At 48.2% G+C, this 18046-nt stretch carries 16 protein-coding genes; 7 read left to right on the forward strand and 9 right to left on the reverse strand.

Annotated elements, in window-relative coordinates; all coding sequences use genetic code 11:
• The first annotated feature begins 95 nt into the window (after positions 1–95).
• A complete protein-coding gene (locus ACQ5BJ_RS15560) occupies positions 96–1019 on the forward strand; it encodes a diacylglycerol/lipid kinase family protein (protein WP_430111591.1) in 924 nt (307 codons plus the stop codon).
• Positions 1020–1092: 73 nt separating this feature from the next.
• Positions 1093–1572, forward strand: a complete 480-nt coding sequence (gene mscL / locus ACQ5BJ_RS15565) for a large conductance mechanosensitive channel protein MscL (protein WP_005543473.1) — start codon at positions 1093–1095, stop codon at positions 1570–1572.
• A 129-nt stretch (positions 1573–1701) separates the two neighbouring features.
• On the opposite strand, the gene ACQ5BJ_RS15570 is transcribed toward mscL, so the two are convergent.
• From ACQ5BJ_RS15570 to ACQ5BJ_RS15580, 3 genes are all read right to left on the reverse strand, one after another.
• The gene (locus ACQ5BJ_RS15570) at positions 1702–2013 is read right to left on the reverse strand and encodes a hypothetical protein (RefSeq protein WP_005543475.1); all 312 of its coding nucleotides are present in this window, start codon (positions 2011–2013) and stop codon (positions 1702–1704) included.
• 241 nt (positions 2014–2254) lie between these two features.
• Entirely contained in the window at positions 2255–3037 is a 783-nt protein-coding gene (locus ACQ5BJ_RS15575; protein WP_005543476.1) for a TrmB family transcriptional regulator, read from the reverse strand.
• Positions 3038–3266: 229 nt separating this feature from the next.
• Complete coding sequence (locus ACQ5BJ_RS15580; RefSeq protein WP_040734904.1) at positions 3267–4016, reverse strand: zinc ribbon domain-containing protein; 750 nt, start codon at positions 4014–4016, stop codon at positions 3267–3269.
• 247 nt (positions 4017–4263) lie between these two features.
• On the opposite strand from ACQ5BJ_RS15580, the gene ACQ5BJ_RS15585 reads away from it, so the two are divergent.
• The 3 genes from ACQ5BJ_RS15585 to tlp all read left to right on the forward strand — a co-directional run bounded on the left by ACQ5BJ_RS15585 (position 4264) and on the right by tlp (position 7768).
• Positions 4264–6546, forward strand: a complete 2283-nt coding sequence (locus ACQ5BJ_RS15585; protein WP_005543478.1) for an ATP-dependent helicase — start codon at positions 4264–4266, stop codon at positions 6544–6546.
• Between the two features lie 151 nt (positions 6547–6697).
• Positions 6698–7381, forward strand: coding sequence for a GTP pyrophosphokinase (locus ACQ5BJ_RS15590; protein WP_005543484.1), 684 nt, complete (start codon positions 6698–6700; stop codon positions 7379–7381).
• Positions 7382–7543: 162 nt separating this feature from the next.
• Positions 7544–7768: a small acid-soluble spore protein Tlp gene (tlp, locus tag ACQ5BJ_RS15595; protein ID WP_163974592.1), complete on the forward strand. Its 225-nt coding sequence runs from the start codon at positions 7544–7546 to the stop codon at positions 7766–7768.
• 88 nt (positions 7769–7856) lie between these two features.
• On the opposite strand, the gene ACQ5BJ_RS15600 is transcribed toward tlp, so the two are convergent.
• The 6 genes from ACQ5BJ_RS15600 to ACQ5BJ_RS15625 form a co-directional block, all read right to left on the reverse strand.
• Positions 7857–8729, reverse strand: a complete 873-nt coding sequence (locus ACQ5BJ_RS15600; RefSeq protein WP_171417050.1) for a M15 family metallopeptidase — start codon at positions 8727–8729, stop codon at positions 7857–7859.
• A 170-nt stretch (positions 8730–8899) separates the two neighbouring features.
• Positions 8900–10288, reverse strand: coding sequence for a dicarboxylate/amino acid:cation symporter (locus ACQ5BJ_RS15605; RefSeq protein ID WP_197267493.1), 1389 nt, complete (start codon positions 10286–10288; stop codon positions 8900–8902).
• A gap of 132 nt (positions 10289–10420) precedes the next feature.
• A complete protein-coding gene (locus ACQ5BJ_RS15610; protein ID WP_430111387.1) occupies positions 10421–10735 on the reverse strand; it encodes a DNA alkylation repair protein in 315 nt (104 codons plus the stop codon).
• 161 nt (positions 10736–10896) lie between these two features.
• Positions 10897–12195: an ABC transporter substrate-binding protein gene (locus tag ACQ5BJ_RS15615; RefSeq protein ID WP_268620886.1), complete on the reverse strand. Its 1299-nt coding sequence runs from the start codon at positions 12193–12195 to the stop codon at positions 10897–10899.
• Between the two features lie 251 nt (positions 12196–12446).
• Positions 12447–13283 carry a carbohydrate ABC transporter permease gene (locus ACQ5BJ_RS15620; RefSeq protein WP_430111390.1) on the reverse strand — a complete coding sequence of 279 codons (837 nt, stop codon included), beginning with the start codon at positions 13281–13283 and terminating at the stop codon, positions 12447–12449.
• The gene (locus tag ACQ5BJ_RS15625) at positions 13283–14164 is read right to left on the reverse strand and encodes a carbohydrate ABC transporter permease (protein WP_005543499.1); all 882 of its coding nucleotides are present in this window, start codon (positions 14162–14164) and stop codon (positions 13283–13285) included. The genes ACQ5BJ_RS15620 and ACQ5BJ_RS15625 overlap by 1 nt, the downstream gene beginning before the upstream one ends.
• Before the next feature lie 167 nt (positions 14165–14331).
• Between ACQ5BJ_RS15625 and ACQ5BJ_RS15630 the strand changes: the two genes are divergently transcribed.
• A complete protein-coding gene (locus ACQ5BJ_RS15630) occupies positions 14332–16218 on the forward strand; it encodes a cache domain-containing sensor histidine kinase (RefSeq protein ID WP_430111393.1) in 1887 nt (628 codons plus the stop codon).
• Positions 16190–17908 (forward strand): response regulator, encoded by a 1719-nt coding sequence (locus ACQ5BJ_RS15635; RefSeq protein WP_430113407.1) that lies wholly within the window; start codon positions 16190–16192, stop codon positions 17906–17908. Before ACQ5BJ_RS15630 ends, ACQ5BJ_RS15635 begins: the two co-directional genes overlap by 29 nt.
• Positions 17909–18046: the final 138 nt, after the last annotated feature.

Consider the following 18046-nt stretch of genomic DNA (forward strand, 5'->3'; position numbering starts at 1 on the left):
GAATAGCAGAAAACAGCATAATGGTAAGTTGCAATCTCTATTTATACCTGTATGAACGTCTTTGATTCGGCAAACATGGGAGAGATGGAATCTTGATGCTCTTTGTAATCAATCAATATGCAGGCAATGGAAAAGGGCTGCTTACATGGCACTTGGTAGAATCGCGTCTAAAGCAGCTTGGTACGAAATATATCGCCTGTGTTACAGCAACGCCAGAAGAAGCAGAGAAGCACGTTCGTGCACATCTAACACAATATCCCCATTCTACGATTGCAGTACTCGGCGGAGATGGAACCATCCATCGTCTACTGCCTATTCTTTTAGAAACCCAAGCTGCATTAGGAGTCATTCCCGCCGGTTCAGGCAATGATACCGCCTGGGGTTTCCATATACCTATTGAACCATTGCAAGCACTGAATACCATTCTTCATGGGCAGCGAACTGCTGTCGATCTGATACAGGCCAACAATAAGTGGACATTAACCGCGCTCGCGACAGGCTTTGATGCGGAAGTGGCAGAAGCCGTCAACGAGAGCCGCTACAAGCGCTGGTGTAATCGACTCGGTATCGGCTCCGCTGCCTATGTGATTGGCGCGCTGATCACAATGTTCAAATTCAAGCCTTCGAGAGCAACGATAACAATCAACGGTACTATACATCAATATGATAATGTCTGGTTAACGGCTATTGCCAATTCGACCTCCTATGGAGGGGGAATCCGAATTTGCCCACAAGCTGACCCTGGCGATGGCGAAGTGGATGTGTGCATCGTACACGGCTGCAGTCGTTGGACCTTAATGAGACTATTCCCAACTGTATTTTCCGGCAACCATGTAAACCTGCCATATGTTTCAATGCTGCGTGGATATGATGTTCATATTACATCATCCATTAATCGCGTTGCATACGGTGATGGGGAACGGACAGGCACTACTCCACTCCGGGCTACAATCAGGAGACATAAGCTATTCTTGCTTCAGTCAACAACAAGCTATCATCATGAATCGAAGATTGTGTAAACAAGCTGTTTCTGTATTACGTATAAGGGTAAGTATTACATGGTAATGCCTACATGAGAAAGGGGAACCATTCGTGGGAGAATCTAAAGTCAAATCATTTTTCGCAGAATTTAAGCAATTTGCAATGCGAGGCAACGTTATCGATCTTGCAGTCGGTGTTATTCTCGGCGGCGCCTTCAATAAGATCGTCACTTCTGTTGTCAACGATCTCATTATGCCGCCGCTTGGATTATTAATGGGTGGAGTAAACTTTAAGGATCTGTTCATCAATCTGAGCGATCAAGACGTAACGTCATTGGCACAAGCACAAGCCGCAGGACTTCCTGTTATCGCATACGGCCAATTCATCAGCATCATTATCGACTTCATCCTTGTTGCCTTCTCTATCTTCTTGCTTATTAAAGGCATCAATGCATTCCATCGCAAGAACCCAGAAGAACCGGCAGAAGAAACAACAAAGTCTTGCCCATACTGCCTATCGGAAATTCCTAAGGCGGCAACTCGCTGCGGACACTGTACTTCTGTACTGAGCGAATCCGAAGCGAAAGCGTAACGAACAACATACGCTGTTCCTGTTAGAGAACAACGATAAAAGGCCTTCTTGCTGCACCACACCATCCTAATGATGATGTCTGCAGGAAGAGGGCCTTTTCCTTTTTCATACGAACAGAATAGAGCCGACTTAGATTGAGCGGTTCGGCTTACTCATTAACTGTTCTGCAATCGCACGGAGCTGCATATCAGGTGTATATACTTCTTCGCCCGTGTCTATTTTCTTGATCCGAATTTCCTCCACATCGGTGCCTGCGCGATCCGGCTCGAATCGAAGCGCATCCTCATCCGCGATATGAACCTCATATCCCATCATACGCAGCATATCCTGCATATCATCCACAGTGGGCTTTTCTTTATCCGGTGTCATAACCAAGCCACGAAGCTTTGCGATATCATCAGTTCCGCGATGAACGACTTCAAAATGTACAATGCACTCCATACGATGTCCTCCTCTTGCTGTCTCTGGGCGCAGCTGTCTTCCCTCGTATCTTCTCCGAAAGAAGATCGGCGCATACCATGCATATGAGGGTTCTTCAACATACATGTGTAATTCATCTAATTACCGATTCTCCTTGCCGGTATTTACGCATGTAGATATACTACTTTACGATAAGGTGCATTGACCGGTTTCACATTTCGGTCATTTTTAGCAAGTTGTCGCAATTTAGACAAAATTAATACTAATCGAAATAGGATGAAATCACCGATTGCATCCGCTTATTGAAGGACTCAACATCTTCTGTGCCCATTTCACTTTTCCACTCGTATAACACCAGATCCTGCACGAATTTGTCCAATACAAGCCGGGTGATGGCCGCGTGCTCGGTCAACAGCGCCTTCGTTGCTGCACCTTCCCCCATGGAACCGACAAAAGCTTCCTTCCGGTCTATAATAAAGGCAAATGGCCGCGTTCGGCGTGAATCCCCGCAATTGAACAAGGACGGCATCCGAACGCTTGCATTGTCATCTGTGCCCGCTATGGACCAGAGAACCTTGACTCCTCGCGACTCCGCTAATGCCAAGTGCTCCCGTATGAGCGCAGCATCCTCTGGCCATACATCTGCAATAATCTCCAGCTTGGCCTCCTGCAATACCCGCTTCATCGTTTCAACTACGGCACGCTCGCCTTCGATACTAAAGAACGATGATTCATCGGCCTCTGTGACCGGCATATGCTCCCGAACATAGTGAAGCGAGGCATCCAAGCGCGATGCTAATATTCGTGTTAACTCTTCCGGCTGTAATGCGGTATATTGCGAGGGGTCGCCATTCCGATGCAAAATAACCCCCTGATCCACCAGCCGCTGAAGTGCAGCATATACATTGGAACGCGACACCCCCAATTTCTTGGCAACCTCATATCCCGTCATCGCGCCTTGCTCGGACAAGCTAACAATGATCTTGCCTTCCATTTCAGTAAATCCCAATGAACGTAAATGTGAAATAAGACCTTGACCTTCCATCGTACTCCTCCTGCTCTAGGTGTCTTCTTCTCCTGTAGTTCAAGGCCATATCACGAAGAAAAGAACCTCTTAACGAATCTGCGATACAAACAAAAGAGGCCGCCGTATTCCATTACGGACAGGCCTCTTTTATAGCTCTACGATACACAACCCGACACTTCTTGTCCGTGAGCTGCTGCCTGTCAACAGGCTGCCGCCAATCACTTCGAGCATGTACGTCTGTTCGTTCTTATACGAATGGCGTCCCACATCGTTCACACCATTTTGCTTCGTCATCTGCCACACTGTTGCAGTTCGAGCAGCGGCGCTGGGACAACTCTTCTTCTTTCATAATCGTAATTCTGCGTCCGCCGACCGTTACATTTAAGTCCTCTCGATCCAGATTGACTGTCCCGCCTTGCTTATTTTCGCTTTGTTCGGAAGCCGTGCTATTCTTAGAGGCTTCAGCAGTCGACTTCAATACGATCTCTTCTTCCTCATCATATTCATAGTCATGTTCGAAAGTGGGATGAACCGTATAACGTAACTGCTCCTTCGCAGCTGCCGCCTCCTCCTGCTCTTCCCGCTTCGCCTGCAGGAAGGCCATCCCAAGTTCATCAATCTCTTCTTCCTCAATTTGCGGCGGTTCTGGCAGCTTGCGTCCACATACTGAACAATAATTAGCCGTGAATGGAGCAATCTCGCCACATTCGCAGCGTTTCTGCCTGCGAAGCTCGCTTACCTTCCAATCGAGCATCTTTATATCCTCTTCAACGAGCATATTCAGCTTGGCAATTTCCTTCAAGCCTTCCTCAGCCAGTGTTAAGTCGTTCTTTTTATAAGCATCATATACGAGTTCGCCAATATCATAGACATTTTGCTTCCATTCCTTGCGCTTTGCGGCAATTTGGGCTTGAACCCGGTTCATTTCCATTAGGTTATGCGCTTTTTCCGATGCCTTGGAAGCACTATCTTTTATTTTTTGTATAAAGCGGTTCATTCCCAAGTCTCCTTTCAACTGCCAGTAGGGCAGAACTTCTCTGTTACACTTATTAACACAGACTAAGCGATAGTGAAACGTCTCTCGATAGCCATATGCCCTGTTCTTTATATGCTTGTCATGAAGGATGCCTTCAACAACAACGTATGCATGGCTCAGGCAAAACATGTATTCCTGTCCGCTTCCGTGCAGGAACATGTATAATAGCAATTATCGCTTATTTCTATCATAAAGGAGATACACCATCATGACCACTCCTTCTTCATCAGAAGCGGTCAAAGCCCAGTGGCGTTCCCGCCCATTAGGTATAAAGAGGGAGCAGCCTGTTCCCACAGCAGATTCGGCAGATCCGTTCGTAGGCTCTAATCACAATCATTCTCACCATCGTTCCGGTGGCGATTATGACTCAACTGCATCAGCAGACTTCTTTGCAGCGCTGGAGCGCCAAGGCATACGGCTGCACAACGCACAAAAGGATGCAGTATGCCACATCGATGGCCCACTTCTGTGCTTGGCAGGAGCCGGATCAGGCAAAACATCCGTGCTGACCGCGCGAGCGGCCTACTTAATGACCGTTGGCGGCGTGTCGCCGGAGTCTTTGTGGCTGGTCACCTTTACCAATAAGGCCGCGCAGGAGATGCGTATACGGCTTGCCAATCTGCCAGGCGTGACACGCGACATGGCGCGCCGGGTGCAAGCGCGCACCTTTCATTCGTTTGCCCTGAGGCTGCTGCAAGCGTATGCGCCTCCTTTCCAACTGCTGGCTGAGGAACGCAGACGCCACGGTATGATGAAGCGCGTACTAAGAGAATTGGGACTGCACGACACCCTGCAAGCCGAAACGGCACTGGCCGCATTGTCCTCGCTCAAGTCGCGCCGACTTATGCCTGCTGACTGGAGAACCACGAATGCAAGTGAATTGGATATGAGACGTGCCTTGCTTCGCTTCGAGGAACAGAAAGTCCAGCAGGGCTGCAAGGACTTCGATGATCTGCTTATCGATCTGCTGCAACTGCTGGAGGAGGACTCCAATTTGCTCGAGCGTCTTCGCCGCCGTTTCCAATATGTCCTGGTTGATGAATTCCAAGATACGACGCCAGTTCAATATGAATTACTTCAACAGATTACCGATAAGCACCATAATTTAGCCGTATTCGGGGATGATGACCAGACCATATTTACTTTCAATGGAGCATGTCATCGCTACATTACTGAATTCAAAACGCAATACCCTACAGCTAAACAGATTACGCTCGATTTCAATTTCCGTTCCACCCCCGCCATCGTCGGACTCGGCAATGCGGTTATTTCCCATAACGAGGAGCGGCTGCCAAAGCGGATGCGAACCCCGTCTGAGGCACAAAACATATCGAGAACTGTTAATACACCGAGCGTACCGCAGTATCTTCGCCCTCGTGACGCGGAAGAAGAAGCACAGGTCATTGCAGATCGTATTCATGCAGCCGTGAGCTCCGGTACACATTCATGGCGCGACTTCGCCATATTGTACCGCACTGCAAATACGAGCCGCGCATTAGTTGAATACTTCACCATGAGCGGTATTCCGTTTCGTCAGTTCGGTGCAGAGCCGTTTTTCTATGACCATAATCTTGTTCGGCCGCTCATCGATCATCTTCGTCTGTCTCTTGCGCCACGAGAGTTCGATGCGCTGGGCAGTGCTGTGGCAGCATTATATATCCCGCGGGAGACGGGTTTGCGCTACCTGCTGGAGGCAGAGCGCAGCAAGGCTAAGAAATACCCGCTTATTCATTTGCAAAGCTGGGACAAGCTGCCCTCCTTCCAACGCGAGGCAATAAAGCCGCGCATTAAGCTGATCAAGAAGCTGGCTGCCATGAAGCCTTACCTCGCCATTCGGGAGATGAGGCGTGAATTTTATGACAAGTTCACGGCAGCCGCCTCTGGTGATCGTGCAACCGCCCATCAGGAAGGGGCTGCGGATACACTCGAGGAGCTGGAATCGTCAGCGAAGCGCTTCGATACTGTCGAGGTGTTCCTAAAACATATTGACGAATTGAAGGAAAAATATGTTGCCATGCATCCTGAATATGCAGCACAGCACCAAAATGGCACAGACTTGGCTTCCGCGCATCCGGCGAGACAAACAGGAAGGCGGTCACCAGCCGCTATACGGCAAGCAGAAGAGAACGATGTGGATGATTCTGTCACCTGCATGACGATCCATCGCGCTAAGGGTCTGGAATTTCCTGAAGTTTTTCTAATCGGTGCAGCCGACGGAATCCTCCCTCATCGCACTGCCCTTCGCAAGGGAGCTCCGCCAGATCGTGCGGCTGCACTGCGAACAGGTGCAAATACGGAAGATGCACATTCCTCTCCCCCTCAACAGGCATATGACCTCAAAATGAATGATGCATTGCTGGAAGAGGAGCGCAGACTTGCTTATGTTGCCGTGACAAGAGCGCGTGAGCAGTTGTATATCAGTTCTCCAGCACTTATTCACGGACAGAAAGCCGAAGTGAGCCAGTTGCTGCGCGACGCTTGGAAAATATAAAGTTCGGTACAAATACCATAGGGTGTGTTTTGAAATCATCCCCCTTTTTCCGGTACAATAAGATCAGTTGAAATGTTTTTAATTATGAATTGCATTAAAAAAATCTACGAATAGCAGATTACGATACCGTGCTATATTGAGGGGATATTTCATGTCCAAAACCGATATGATTATGAAGCAATATGAACAGGTAAAGCAGCTGCCTACCTTATATCAGCTCGCATTGGAAGAATTGGAGACCAAGATTAAGGTTATTCAAGCCGAATGGAAAATACGCAATGGCTATCCGCCAATCGAACATATTAAGACACGTCTGAAGGAGCCGAACAGCATCTTCAGCAAGCTGCAGCGCAAAGGATACCCGCTTACATTGGACTCCATCGTGGATAAAATATATGACGTAGCAGGCATGCGTATCGTCTGTGCCTTCGTTAAGGATATTTATCTCATTCTCGAGCATCTGAAGACGCGTGACGATATTCGCATCGTGGAGATTAAGGATTATATTAAAAATCCGAAGAGCAACGGATACCAGAGTCTCCATGTCATCGTTCAAGTGCCGCTTGTATTATTCGAGGATACACGCTGGATCTACGTTGAAATTCAGCTTCGTACGCTCGCCATGGACTTCTGGGCAAGTCTTGAACACATTATTTACTACAAATTCGAACAGCAGGTTCCGGCTCATGTAACGGAAGAGTTAACCGAAGCTGCAAGAGCAGTCGATGAGCTGGATCGAAAAATGCTGGAGCTGCGCAAAGAAATATTATCGTACAATCATGAGGATTGGGCGAACACGATTCAGCGGGGCTTGCCTTGGGAGGATGCCCAATAGTAAACTCTCAGCGGCTCATCATGTCAGTTCACTGTAGGTCAAAATGGAGCTTGGATAAAACCGGCTCTATTTGCGCATCGTAACGATGACGCCGGAGAACGTGGCCTGCCATATTCATCGGCGTCCATACGATAACTGTCATGACGAAGGAGGACCACGAACATGGCCAAGCCCGATGATCGCTCTAACAATGCAGCTCGTCTGCAGAATGCCATTGACAACACATCAAGCAAGCTGCATAAAACCGAGCAGTATTTGACAGAGCATGCTGAAGAGATTAGCGCGACAGAGCGTCATGCTTTGCAAGCCAAGAATGAACGCCGTCGCCACAGCATCGAAGGGTTTGCCGCTGAGAAGCGCGACGAGCAATCGAACGCTTCCTCGTAGTAAGCCAATCGTTGACAGATGGATCGCAAAAAGAGGCGGAGCTTGAATCAAGCTCCGCCTCTCTTTATAAAATGGTTATGATTTTAAATTATTGCAATAGTTGCTCCAACGTTAGCTTGCCGTCATAGATGGCTTTGGCTGCTTCTTTGCCGACATAGCGGACATGCCATGGCTCGTACACATAACCGGTAATGCTCTCTCCATCCTTCGGATATCGAATAATAAATCCGGATTCATGAGCGTGCTCAGCTACCCACTTGCCTTCTTTCGAATCACCAAATACCTCTTCCAGTACATCGCCTACACTTGGACTCGACAAGTCCATCGTAAGTCCCGTCTGATGCTCACTCGTTCCAGGAACTGCACTCACGCGAGCGGCATATTCCTTGCCTTGCGTATCCACATAGTGATTGAACAAGGATTGCTGACGCTTGAAGGAACGATAGCCCGATACCGCATGCAGTGTAATGCCTTCATCCTTGGCCTGCTTAAACATCTCCTCAAGCGCCTCTGCTGCCTCCTTGCGCAAATGACGCTTCTCATGCGCTTCCTCGAAGGAGAACTTCACATTCGGCTCTACAAGATCCGGCGGCTCATAGCCATCAGGCAAGTAGCGCTCCTTATTGACTACAACCAGAATAGACTCTGGATTGGTAACAACAGCCTTGTCGCCCTGCTGTTCAATCGTAGAACTAAGTCCATATTCCGATTTCAGCTTGGCTGCAACTGATGCTGCGTCATCTGTGCTGGCAGAGCCTGCTTCACCTTGGCCCTCACCATTTGCTTCTCCCTGCTTATTATTATCCGGCGGCGATGTTAATGCCGGGTCGACTTGTTCTTGTCCAGATGTTACTGCTGTCTCGTCTCCGCTCTTCGGGTCTGCGCTCTGGCATCCACTGAGCAGAATCGCTGTCCCAAGTGCAAATACGAGACACTTTGCAGCCATGTTGTGTTGACTCATTGGTATTTCCCCTCTCCCAATCTATGACTAGTAGATTGAGAGTCTATTATATCGCAATAGATTGCCTATTGCGAATAGTAGAGACCGTACCAGAGCAACCCCCGTCTAACCCACGATAGGCAACGGGCGCCTGCTAGCTGTATGCTTGCTGACGCCCGAATCCTTAATTCCTATACGGTTACGGTACTGGACTTATGCTTCACTTCTTGCCCTACTTCAATATCAGCATCTTCATCCCGATTGAAGGCTTCTCGATCGAACTCGCCTTCACTTTTACCGATAAGCAGGGAGGCAACAGTCGTTCCTGTGGCATTGACTGCTGTACGCGCCATATCCACGATTGCATCGATCCCAAGAACAAGTCCAAATCCTTCGATAGGCAAACCTGCCTGAACGAGGACGACTGTCGTTGAAATGGACGCCGGCCCTGGAACACCCGCCACACCAACAGATGCTAGTGTTGCCGCTCCAACGATGAGCAAATAATCAGCAATATTGAGATCAATGCCATACACTCTTGCAATGAAGACAGCGACAATCGCTGGATAAATTCCGCCGCATCCATTCATATTAATCGTTGCGCCCAGCGGGGCAACAAAGCTTGCAATTCGATCCGATACCTTCATCCGCTTCGTGATCACTTCCAAATTCACGGGCAGTGTTGCATAGCTGCTTCGTGTCGTAAAGGCAACCGCAATCGTTGGATATGCCTTCTTGAAGAAACGAATCGGATTCACACGCGCACCGAAGGCGACAAGCGAGCCAAAGGTTACAATCATATGAATCAAGCACGCTACATAGACGGCAATAATGAACCAAGCAAGCTCCTTCAGTGTAGACAGCCCGTACTTGGCTGCCATCGACGTCATTAATCCAAACACACCGTACGGCGTTAACTTAATAACCAGCTTCGTTACACGGAACATCACATGAGAGAAGGACTGGAAGAAGGCGCGAATCGGCTGCACCTTCTCTGGATTGCGCAATCCCTCCAGTGTAATCGCCACTGCAATAAAAGCTGCAAATATAATCACCGGCACAACCTTGCCCTGTGCCATCTCATTGATCGGATTAGAAGGCACAAGATCAAGCAGCACTTGCTTGAAGGTTGGAATTTCACGCTGCTCGAAGCCCTGCGCCGCTTCTGAGCTCTGGGCGATACCGGAGCCAGGATCAATGACCACAGCAGTTCCCAGGCCGATAACAGCCGCAATCGCAGTCGTAATCAAGAACAGCGCGATCGTCTTCGTTCCAAGCTTCTTCAAAACATTTGGATCCTTCACGGAAGTAATACTCGATATAATTGCTGCAAAGACGAGCGGCATGACAACCATCTTAATCAAGCTGACATAGATCGATCCGAGAATACTGACATCTGCAGCAGCCTTGCCAAATACGGCACCAAGAGTTAAACCAAGCGCCATAGCGAGTAGTACGCGAAGTCCGAAACCAACCTTCTTCTTCGCCAACCACCATAGCAAGATCACAAGCAGCAGTGCAGCCCCCCAGCTCGCATAGACATTCCAGTCCTGCAGAGTGATCCAGTTCTGTTCTTTCATCATGACAACCCCTTCGTCTATTTTATTCTCATAATTCCAACCTGTTTTATTGGTATTATAAAAATGGGGACGGAACTCGTCAATACTTTTTTATAAGAAGGATGCTATGGGTGTAAGATATGTCTTCAAAATTCAAAGAATCCCCGTACGGTTCAGCCACATCTGATCCGCATGGATCCACCGATTCGCATATTCCTCCCAAGCCTCAGGGTATCGCTTCATCAGCCCTCCTACTGTACAGGTCGCCAGCCCATCCACCGTATCCCACCAAGAACGTATTATGATAAATTGCTCAATTCTATGTATATGTGACAAATTCAAAAACTTAACTCCACCGTCCAACAGCCCCATTGCTAGATAAGCGAACCACTCCTCCAGCTCCCATAAATATTGAGCAGCATATAAACGGAAGGCATCAATAAGTGGCTCGAGCGGATAAATATTCATAAGCGATTATCCCCAGTGCTATAATTTATAATCATTGCGAGGTACAATGAGCTATACTGCAATTCCAATGATGTAAAAGTCCTTATAGATATTCTCCGCAAAGCTGGTTCCTAAAACAACAACAAAGCGGCCTCTACCTTCGTAGAGACCGCCCATGCAACTTACTTTTTCAAATTATCCCATGCCTTCTGGAAGTCAGCGAACATTTTATCCTTATCCGACTTGCCAGCAATGTAGGCTTGAATCGCATTGCCGAATTCTTGCGTTGCGCCATCTGGGTACTTGAACCAGTTCCAGCTTAGCACTTTATTGTCTTGGCTGTACTTCACTACTTCTGCAGCAATGTCGCCAAGATCTTCCGCTGTCGCTTGAATCGTTGTCATCGCCGGGATGAACTTGAACTGCTTCGCAATGTATTCCTTGCCGATATCGGAGGATACCATCCAGTTCAGGAATGTCTTCGCTTCTTCCTTCACCTTGGAGTTCTTGTTCACAACCCAGTTGTTCGGCACGCCAACGAGAAGCTTATCATTTTTCACCGCATCATCATCTATTGGCATCGGAAGCACGCCAAGATTCAATTTCGGATCAATACTGTCAATTTGCACCTGTGTCCAGTTGCCTTGTTGCATCATAGCAGCCTCGCCCTTGGCAAACAGCGTTACTTGAGTATTATAGTCCGTTGTCAGTGGGTTCTTATTGCCGTATTTCACCGTCAGATCGAGCATCTTCACCCATTTCTCGAATTCCGAATTTCCTTGGAACTTCGCGCTGCCATCAGTGAGTGCCTTAATGAATGCATTTGGATCCGCTTGCTGTGCAAACGCCACGTTCAAGTTGTGAATACCGAGGATCCACCATTCCTGATAACCGTCAGCGAATGGAGTAATGCCTGCTGCCTGAAGCTTCTTCGCTGCATCCTCAAGCTGGGTCAGCGTTTTTGGTATTTCGGTAATGCCTGCCTTCTGAAACAAATCCTTATTGTAAATGAAGCCATAGCCTTCCAAGTTCATCGGCATGCCGTACAGCTTGCCATCCTTCGTCATTGGCTCCTTGGCAAGAGGGATTACATCCTTCACCCATGGCTCGCCAGACAAGTCTTCCAAATGATCCGCCCATGTGATCATTTCTTGATAGCCGCCATTATTGAAAATGTCCGGCGCATCGTTGCCAGCGAACTTCGCCTTCAATGCAGCGCCATAATCAGCACCGCCGCCGACTGTCTGGATATCCAGCTTAATATTCGGATAAGTCTTCTCGAACTCGCCCTTCAATCGGTTTAGCGCTTCAGCAATTTCGACTTTGAACTGAAAAATTTTAACGGTCTTTACTTCTTGACTGCCGGTTCCTTTATCGTTACCGGAGCCAGATGCACCTTCATTGCTCTTTGAACCACAGCCCGCCAGCATAACAGATACCGCCAACAGCATTAACAAAGACCATTTCGCGACTCGCTTCATTGCAAAGACCTCCCTTTGTCTGTGTACGCTCTTCATTACTGTTCGATCCCTGATCCTATCTTCTTCGTGTACCATTTCCACATTTTTCGCAAATCATACGATGGAACTGACTCACTGCTACCTAGTGGAACTAGCCATTCATCCACCATATTGCTGTTTGCACCTCGATTATAACCCCTTTCTTGCAAGCGGTTACAGAGAGAGTATTGACCAATCAGGTGGAATTCGTTGATCAGTTCTATTTGATTCGATTATCCCTTTACCGAGCCTGCTGTGATTCCTTCGATAATATATTTCTGCATAGAAAGAAAGAAGATGATGATTGGCGTAATGCCGAGCACTAGCGCAGGAAGCGCCAAGTCCCATTGTTTTGTGAACTGGCCAAAGAAGGCATAGGTCGCCAACGGAATCGTCCGCAGACTTGCACTTTGCAACATCAGCGAAGGAAGCAAATAGTCATTCCATATCCATAAACTGTTCAAAATCGCCACCGTTACGAACATCGGCTTCAGCAGCGGGAATACGACCTTCCAGAACACGCCGTAGGGCGTACAGCCGTCAACGACCGCCGCTTCCTCAATTTCAAGCGGAACTGATTTCATAAATCCATGGAACAAAAAGACCGACAGCGGAGCTCCAAAACCTAAGTAACATATAACCAGTCCCGTCATACTGTCCATCAAATTCAATGTGCCTGTAACCTTAACAAGCGGGATCATAATAGATTGGAATGGGATGACCATCGCCGCCACGAACAGCATGAACAAGGTCCGATTGAACCGCGTATTATGACGCACCATCCGATATGCCGCCATCGCGCTGGTCAACCCCACCAGCAGAACACTCACCACTGTAATGAGCAGTGAATTGGTAAACGCCTGTGGGAATTTCGTTATTTCCCACGCTTTCTGATAGTTCACCCATTCGAACGATGCGGGCCAGCTTGCCGCGTTAGACAGCAAATCCCCGAAGGACTTCACAGAATTCACTAGCAAAAAGTAGAACGGGACAAGAAAGATAAGACCTACAATGACCATCACAAATTCTAATATCAATGTTCGAACATGATATGATTTAGTCGCTCCCATTACATTTCAACCTCCTTGCTCTTCGTGATGCGCACTTGGATGAGCGTAATGGCGGAGACAATCAAGAAGAATACGAGCGCCTTGGCTGTACCGAGACCGTATCGATTATTCTGGAATGCCTCCAAGTAAATATTAAGGGCAACCGATTCGGTTGATTTGAACGGACCGCCCTTCGTCAAGGACAGGTTCAAATCGAACATCTTGAATGACCAGGAGATAGCTAAAAATAAACATACCGTTACAGCCGGCATAATCAGCGGCACAATAATGTTGCGCAGCACTTGTCCACGGGTTGCCCCATCTATTTCTGCGGCTTCCAGCACGTCTTGGGGCACATTCATCATCGCTGCAATATAGATAACCATCAAGTATCCGGCAGTTTGCCAGACAAATACGATAATAATGCCCCAGAATGCTGTTGTCTCGTCACCAAGCCAAGGCAGGTTGAAAAATTCAATTCCCGTCAAATCTCCTACTGCTGCAAATCCCTTAATGAAAATAAACTGCCAGATGAATCCGAGCAGCAATCCCCCGATTACATTCGGCATAAAGAATACGGTTCGCAGCATATTGCGCAGCTTCAGTTGTCTTGTCAAAATATAAGCAAGACCAAAGCCGAACAGGTTCGTCAATACAATGCCGACGATTGTAAAGCGTGTTGTAAACCAGAAGGCCGGGAAGAAATCTGAGTCCTTCGCAAATATTTGAATGAAATTATCGAGCCCTACCCATTTCACAGTTCCGGAAACTCCATTCCAATCCGTGAATGAGTAGAACATGCCGAGCAGGAATGGAATGATGATAATAAGGGTGAAAAAGAATGCCGCAGGTCCGATGAAGAAGACTTGCTGCAGGGCTTGAGATGCTCGTTTGCGCGACATCCGAATCTCTCCTTTTCAACAGAAGTTATAGAGATTATGAAATCTTGTTGCTTTCAGTATGCACGCGAATGTAAACGGTTACCACAGATGGTCTTGAACGAAAAGGTGGAATATATTGACCCTCTCCTTATGTAAGCGTTACACTGTGGATCTGAGGAGGCGATTGTATGAAATGGAACAGTATTCGCACCAAACTTATCTTATTTATGCTCATTGCGACCATAGTCCCGACTGTCGCTACAATGATCATTTCGTACAGCTACACGACCGATTCACTGAAGAAGCGCGCCATTGAACAGAACCATCAGCTCATGTTCCAAGGGAAAACGAACTTAGCCAATTTCATTGATAATTTGAACCGCGCCTCCTTGACCATTTATACCGATTTTGAATTTTATCGCCAACTGGACAGAGGATATGACGACTATACGTTTGATTCCTACACCTATATCACCCTGCAAAATATCGCATCATCTATGAATGGTATCTGGCAGGTATACTTCTACCGTACCGAAACGAAGCGAGCATCGCTGGTCATTCAAAGCATTCCGCGGCGCATTTACGATGCAAAGGTACATGAGGATACAGCCCGCTATACGAAGGACGGCATTCAGATGCAGCCTACGCATTTGAGCCATACGTATGGATTTTCTTCATCACCGTTCTTCTTCCCGAGTGTCCAGGTGTTCACCTTGCATCGGCCGATCTACCGCATTCCTTCCAATGAACGCTTAGGAATGCTGTCCGTTGATGTGAAACTTGATTCACTTGCTCAAATTGTGGATCAGTTGTACGTCAAGGAGCAGGAAAGCATCTATTTGCTTGATGATTTGGAGCACGTGTTTTATGCGGACGACCGGCAGCTCATTGGACAACAGCTGCAGGACAGCTGGTATGATCGAGATCAATTCAACAAACAGGAAAGCGGCCATTTCGAGCAGGATGGGGCCATCTTCATTCATGAGCGCGTCTCAACACCGCTGACAAATTGGACGATCGTGAAAAAGATACCGAAGTCGTATTTGCTTCAGGGGGCGAACCAAGCGGCAATCATTAATATAATGCTCATTGCCTTGTCCCTTATCGTCATTATCATTGCCACGATTATCGTATCTTTCCGCATTACGAGGCCGGTACGTCAGCTCGTTCGCTACATTAACCAAGTACAGACCGGGAACTTGCGTGTAGATATTCAACCCGTCAGCAATGATGAGATTGGCGTCGTCTTAAAGCGGTTCCGCAATATGATGGACATGATTAACAACCTTATTTTGCGGGAATATCAGCTTGAGCTCGCGAACAAGTCGAACCAGCTTAAGGCGCTGCAAGCGCAGATTAACCCGCATTTCATGAATAATGCGCTGCAATCGATTGGCACACAGGCGCTGCAGCATAATGCGCCACATATTTATAAACTTGTTACCGCACTGGGCAAAATGATGCGCTACAGCATGTACACGGATCAGAGTACGGCAACTGTCCAAGAAGAGATTGATCATGTGAAAGCCTATCTGCAGTTGCAGGCACAGCGATTTGAAAATACGTTCCAAGCTGTATTCGACATTGACGAGCGAACACTGGACATTCATCTGCCGAAGATGACGCTTCAGCCTCTCGTAGAGAATTATTTCAAGCATGGAATAGACCGTTCTGTACCGAGCGGACAGCTTACGATCCGTTGCAGTTGCATGCAGCGAACGGAACAACAGCAAGACGAAGCAGAGGTTCAATATTTGCAGCTTGTGGTAGAAGATAACGGGCGAGGCATGACCTTGATGCGCCGGATCGAGCTGAACGAAAAGCTTCAAGAGGTGCATCCCGAGCTGTTGGGTACACGGACAAGCCATGCCATATCACGAGATGAGTTCGTATCGGACAACGCTGCTGGCTCCTCGTCCAGTATTGGACTCGTCAATGTGCTTGCCAGACTACAGCTATTCACGGATGGCCGTTCAACAATGAAGGTGGAGGAACAGGTACCTCATGGTACTCGCATTGTCATAGAGATGGGATTGGAGCGTGAGAATGAACATGAAGGCACTGATCGTAGATGATGAGAAGCATGTGCGGGATGCAATCCGGTTGCTTGTCGCTTGGGATACGCATGGAATAGATACGATTATGGAAGCTGCAGACGGCGAGCAGGCAGTCCAATTGATTAAGCAGCACAAGCCCCAAGTAGTCATGACCGATATGATGATGCCCGCCATGAGCGGAACAGCTCTTATGGAGTGGATGAGCCGTCATGCTCCTTCGAGCAAAATCATTGCCATCAGCGGACATGATGATTTCGCACTCGTTCGCCATGCAATGCAGCATGGCGGCATGGACTATATATTGAAGCCGATCGACCCAGATACAGTGAATGCTGCCATCCATAAAGCGGTAATCGCATGGAAGCGCGAGGAGGAGAACCGCCAGTCAAGCCAGCGGCAGCGTATGCAAGCCAATGAATTCAAGCCTATGCTGGCTGAGAAGCTGTGGTCTGGGTTGCTGGACGATCCTTGTGTATATGAGGGAAATGTACGTAGGCTGCAGCAAGAGCTCCACCTGCCTGCCGCCATTACGAGCGCTCGGCTTGCAGTTGCGCGGATCAACGCGACACATGCCAGCCTGCGCGGAAGGTTCGGCGACAACAGACAGCTTCTATTCTATTCGCTCGTCAACATCGCCGATGAGCTGCTGAACGGTCACGCCTGCGCATCGAATGAACCGCGGCAGTATGCTTCTGCAAGCGGAACCGCCTTCCGCTATGGAGCCGCTTCCGATGAGCTTATCATCATTATGTGGGACTCCCCGCAACGACTGGAATCGTTCTTGGAGCAATTGAATGCAGGATTGGAACAGACCTACAAGCATCGACTGCACTTCGGGATATCGAAAACGTTCTCCCTGCCCTTAGGGATAACAGACGGGTATTCTGAGGCCAAGAGCGCGCTGATGCAGCGCAATCTGCTCATACACGGAGTTCATATCCATACTGTACAGAATAGCGCTGGTGCGGAGGAGTTGACTCGAAATGCCCCTCCTACCTTACATGGAGGAACAGGCAAGCAGATACGACTCGCCTCCTTCGAGGAAGAGTGGAGGCTCGCCCTGTTAAGCGGGCATGAAGAGCAGCTGCGGCAGGCTGTCCACGCCTTCATTCAGGCGCAGAAATTGCTGCCTCAGTTGACACCCGATATGCTCGTCGGCTGGATAAAGGAATGGGAAGCCCTGCGTGTACGTATGACTCAAGCCGCTGCTCCCGATGCTGACGCAGCCGATAAACTGCTGGTTGACTCACAAGACCAGTTGTTTATTCCATATCATTGCCCAGAATGCTTGGATCATTTCGCATGGCAGGACTGGGAGCAATCGTGGCTGTCAGCGATGAAGCAGTTGGCTTGCCTCCTGCTGCAGCAGAAGAAGGAAGCACAGCATATCATCTATGATATCGCCAAGTATGTGGAGCAGCACTATCATGAGGAGGTATCGCTGCAGGATATCGCTCAGCGCTTTTATGTCAGCCGCGAATACATTTCCCGCAAATTCAAGCAGCAGTTTGGCATCAACCTGTCCGATTACATGACGAATATTCGTATGAACAAGGCGCTTCGCCTTCTGCTCAACCCTCACCTTCGTATTGCCCAAGTAGCCGAAATGGTAGGGTACCAGGATGAGAAATACTTCAGTAAAGTGTTCAAAAAGACACAAGGCATGTCACCGAACATGTATCGCAAGCGGCAAACGAATATGCAGTAGTGAAAAAACACGACAACAAGGGCGTCCTTATGGGCAGGCTGTACAGATTGCTCATTGGGACGCCCTTTCTTATGTCTAATGTTATGAAGGAGGTACAGAGAATCAATGCCGTAGATCCGCTGCGACATTATTTCTACA

It is taken from the genome of Paenibacillus sp. B1-35 (assembly GCF_050474385.1).
GTDB lineage: Bacteria > Bacillota > Bacilli > Paenibacillales > Paenibacillaceae > Paenibacillus_B > Paenibacillus_B alvei.

Excerpts from the sequence above, each read along its gene's own strand:
- ACQ5BJ_RS15560 (WP_430111591.1), top strand. The coding sequence starts at position 96 with ATGCTCTTTGTAATCAATCAATATGCAGGCAATGGAAAAGGGCTGCTT.
- ACQ5BJ_RS15570 (WP_005543475.1), bottom strand. The coding sequence starts at position 2,013 with ATGGAGTGCATTGTACATTTTGAAGTCGTTCATCGCGGAACTGATGAT.
- ACQ5BJ_RS15575 (WP_005543476.1), bottom strand. The coding sequence starts at position 3,037 with ATGGAAGGTCAAGGTCTTATTTCACATTTACGTTCATTGGGATTTACT.
- ACQ5BJ_RS15580 (WP_040734904.1), bottom strand. The coding sequence starts at position 4,016 with ATGAACCGCTTTATACAAAAAATAAAAGATAGTGCTTCCAAGGCATCG.
- ACQ5BJ_RS15585 (WP_005543478.1), top strand. The coding sequence starts at position 4,264 with ATGACCACTCCTTCTTCATCAGAAGCGGTCAAAGCCCAGTGGCGTTCC.
- ACQ5BJ_RS15590 (WP_005543484.1), top strand. The coding sequence starts at position 6,698 with ATGTCCAAAACCGATATGATTATGAAGCAATATGAACAGGTAAAGCAG.
- tlp (WP_163974592.1), top strand. The coding sequence starts at position 7,544 with ATGGCCAAGCCCGATGATCGCTCTAACAATGCAGCTCGTCTGCAGAAT.
- ACQ5BJ_RS15600 (WP_171417050.1), bottom strand. The coding sequence starts at position 8,729 with ATGAGTCAACACAACATGGCTGCAAAGTGTCTCGTATTTGCACTTGGG.
- ACQ5BJ_RS15605 (WP_197267493.1), bottom strand. The coding sequence starts at position 10,288 with ATGAAAGAACAGAACTGGATCACTCTGCAGGACTGGAATGTCTATGCG.
- ACQ5BJ_RS15610 (WP_430111387.1), bottom strand. The coding sequence starts at position 10,735 with ATGAATATTTATCCGCTCGAGCCACTTATTGATGCCTTCCGTTTATAT.
- ACQ5BJ_RS15615 (WP_268620886.1), bottom strand. The coding sequence starts at position 12,195 with ATGAAGCGAGTCGCGAAATGGTCTTTGTTAATGCTGTTGGCGGTATCT.
- ACQ5BJ_RS15620 (WP_430111390.1), bottom strand. The coding sequence starts at position 13,283 with ATGGGAGCGACTAAATCATATCATGTTCGAACATTGATATTAGAATTT.
- ACQ5BJ_RS15625 (WP_005543499.1), bottom strand. The coding sequence starts at position 14,164 with ATGTCGCGCAAACGAGCATCTCAAGCCCTGCAGCAAGTCTTCTTCATC.
- ACQ5BJ_RS15630 (WP_430111393.1), top strand. The coding sequence starts at position 14,332 with ATGAAATGGAACAGTATTCGCACCAAACTTATCTTATTTATGCTCATT.
- ACQ5BJ_RS15635 (WP_430113407.1), top strand. The coding sequence starts at position 16,190 with ATGAACATGAAGGCACTGATCGTAGATGATGAGAAGCATGTGCGGGAT.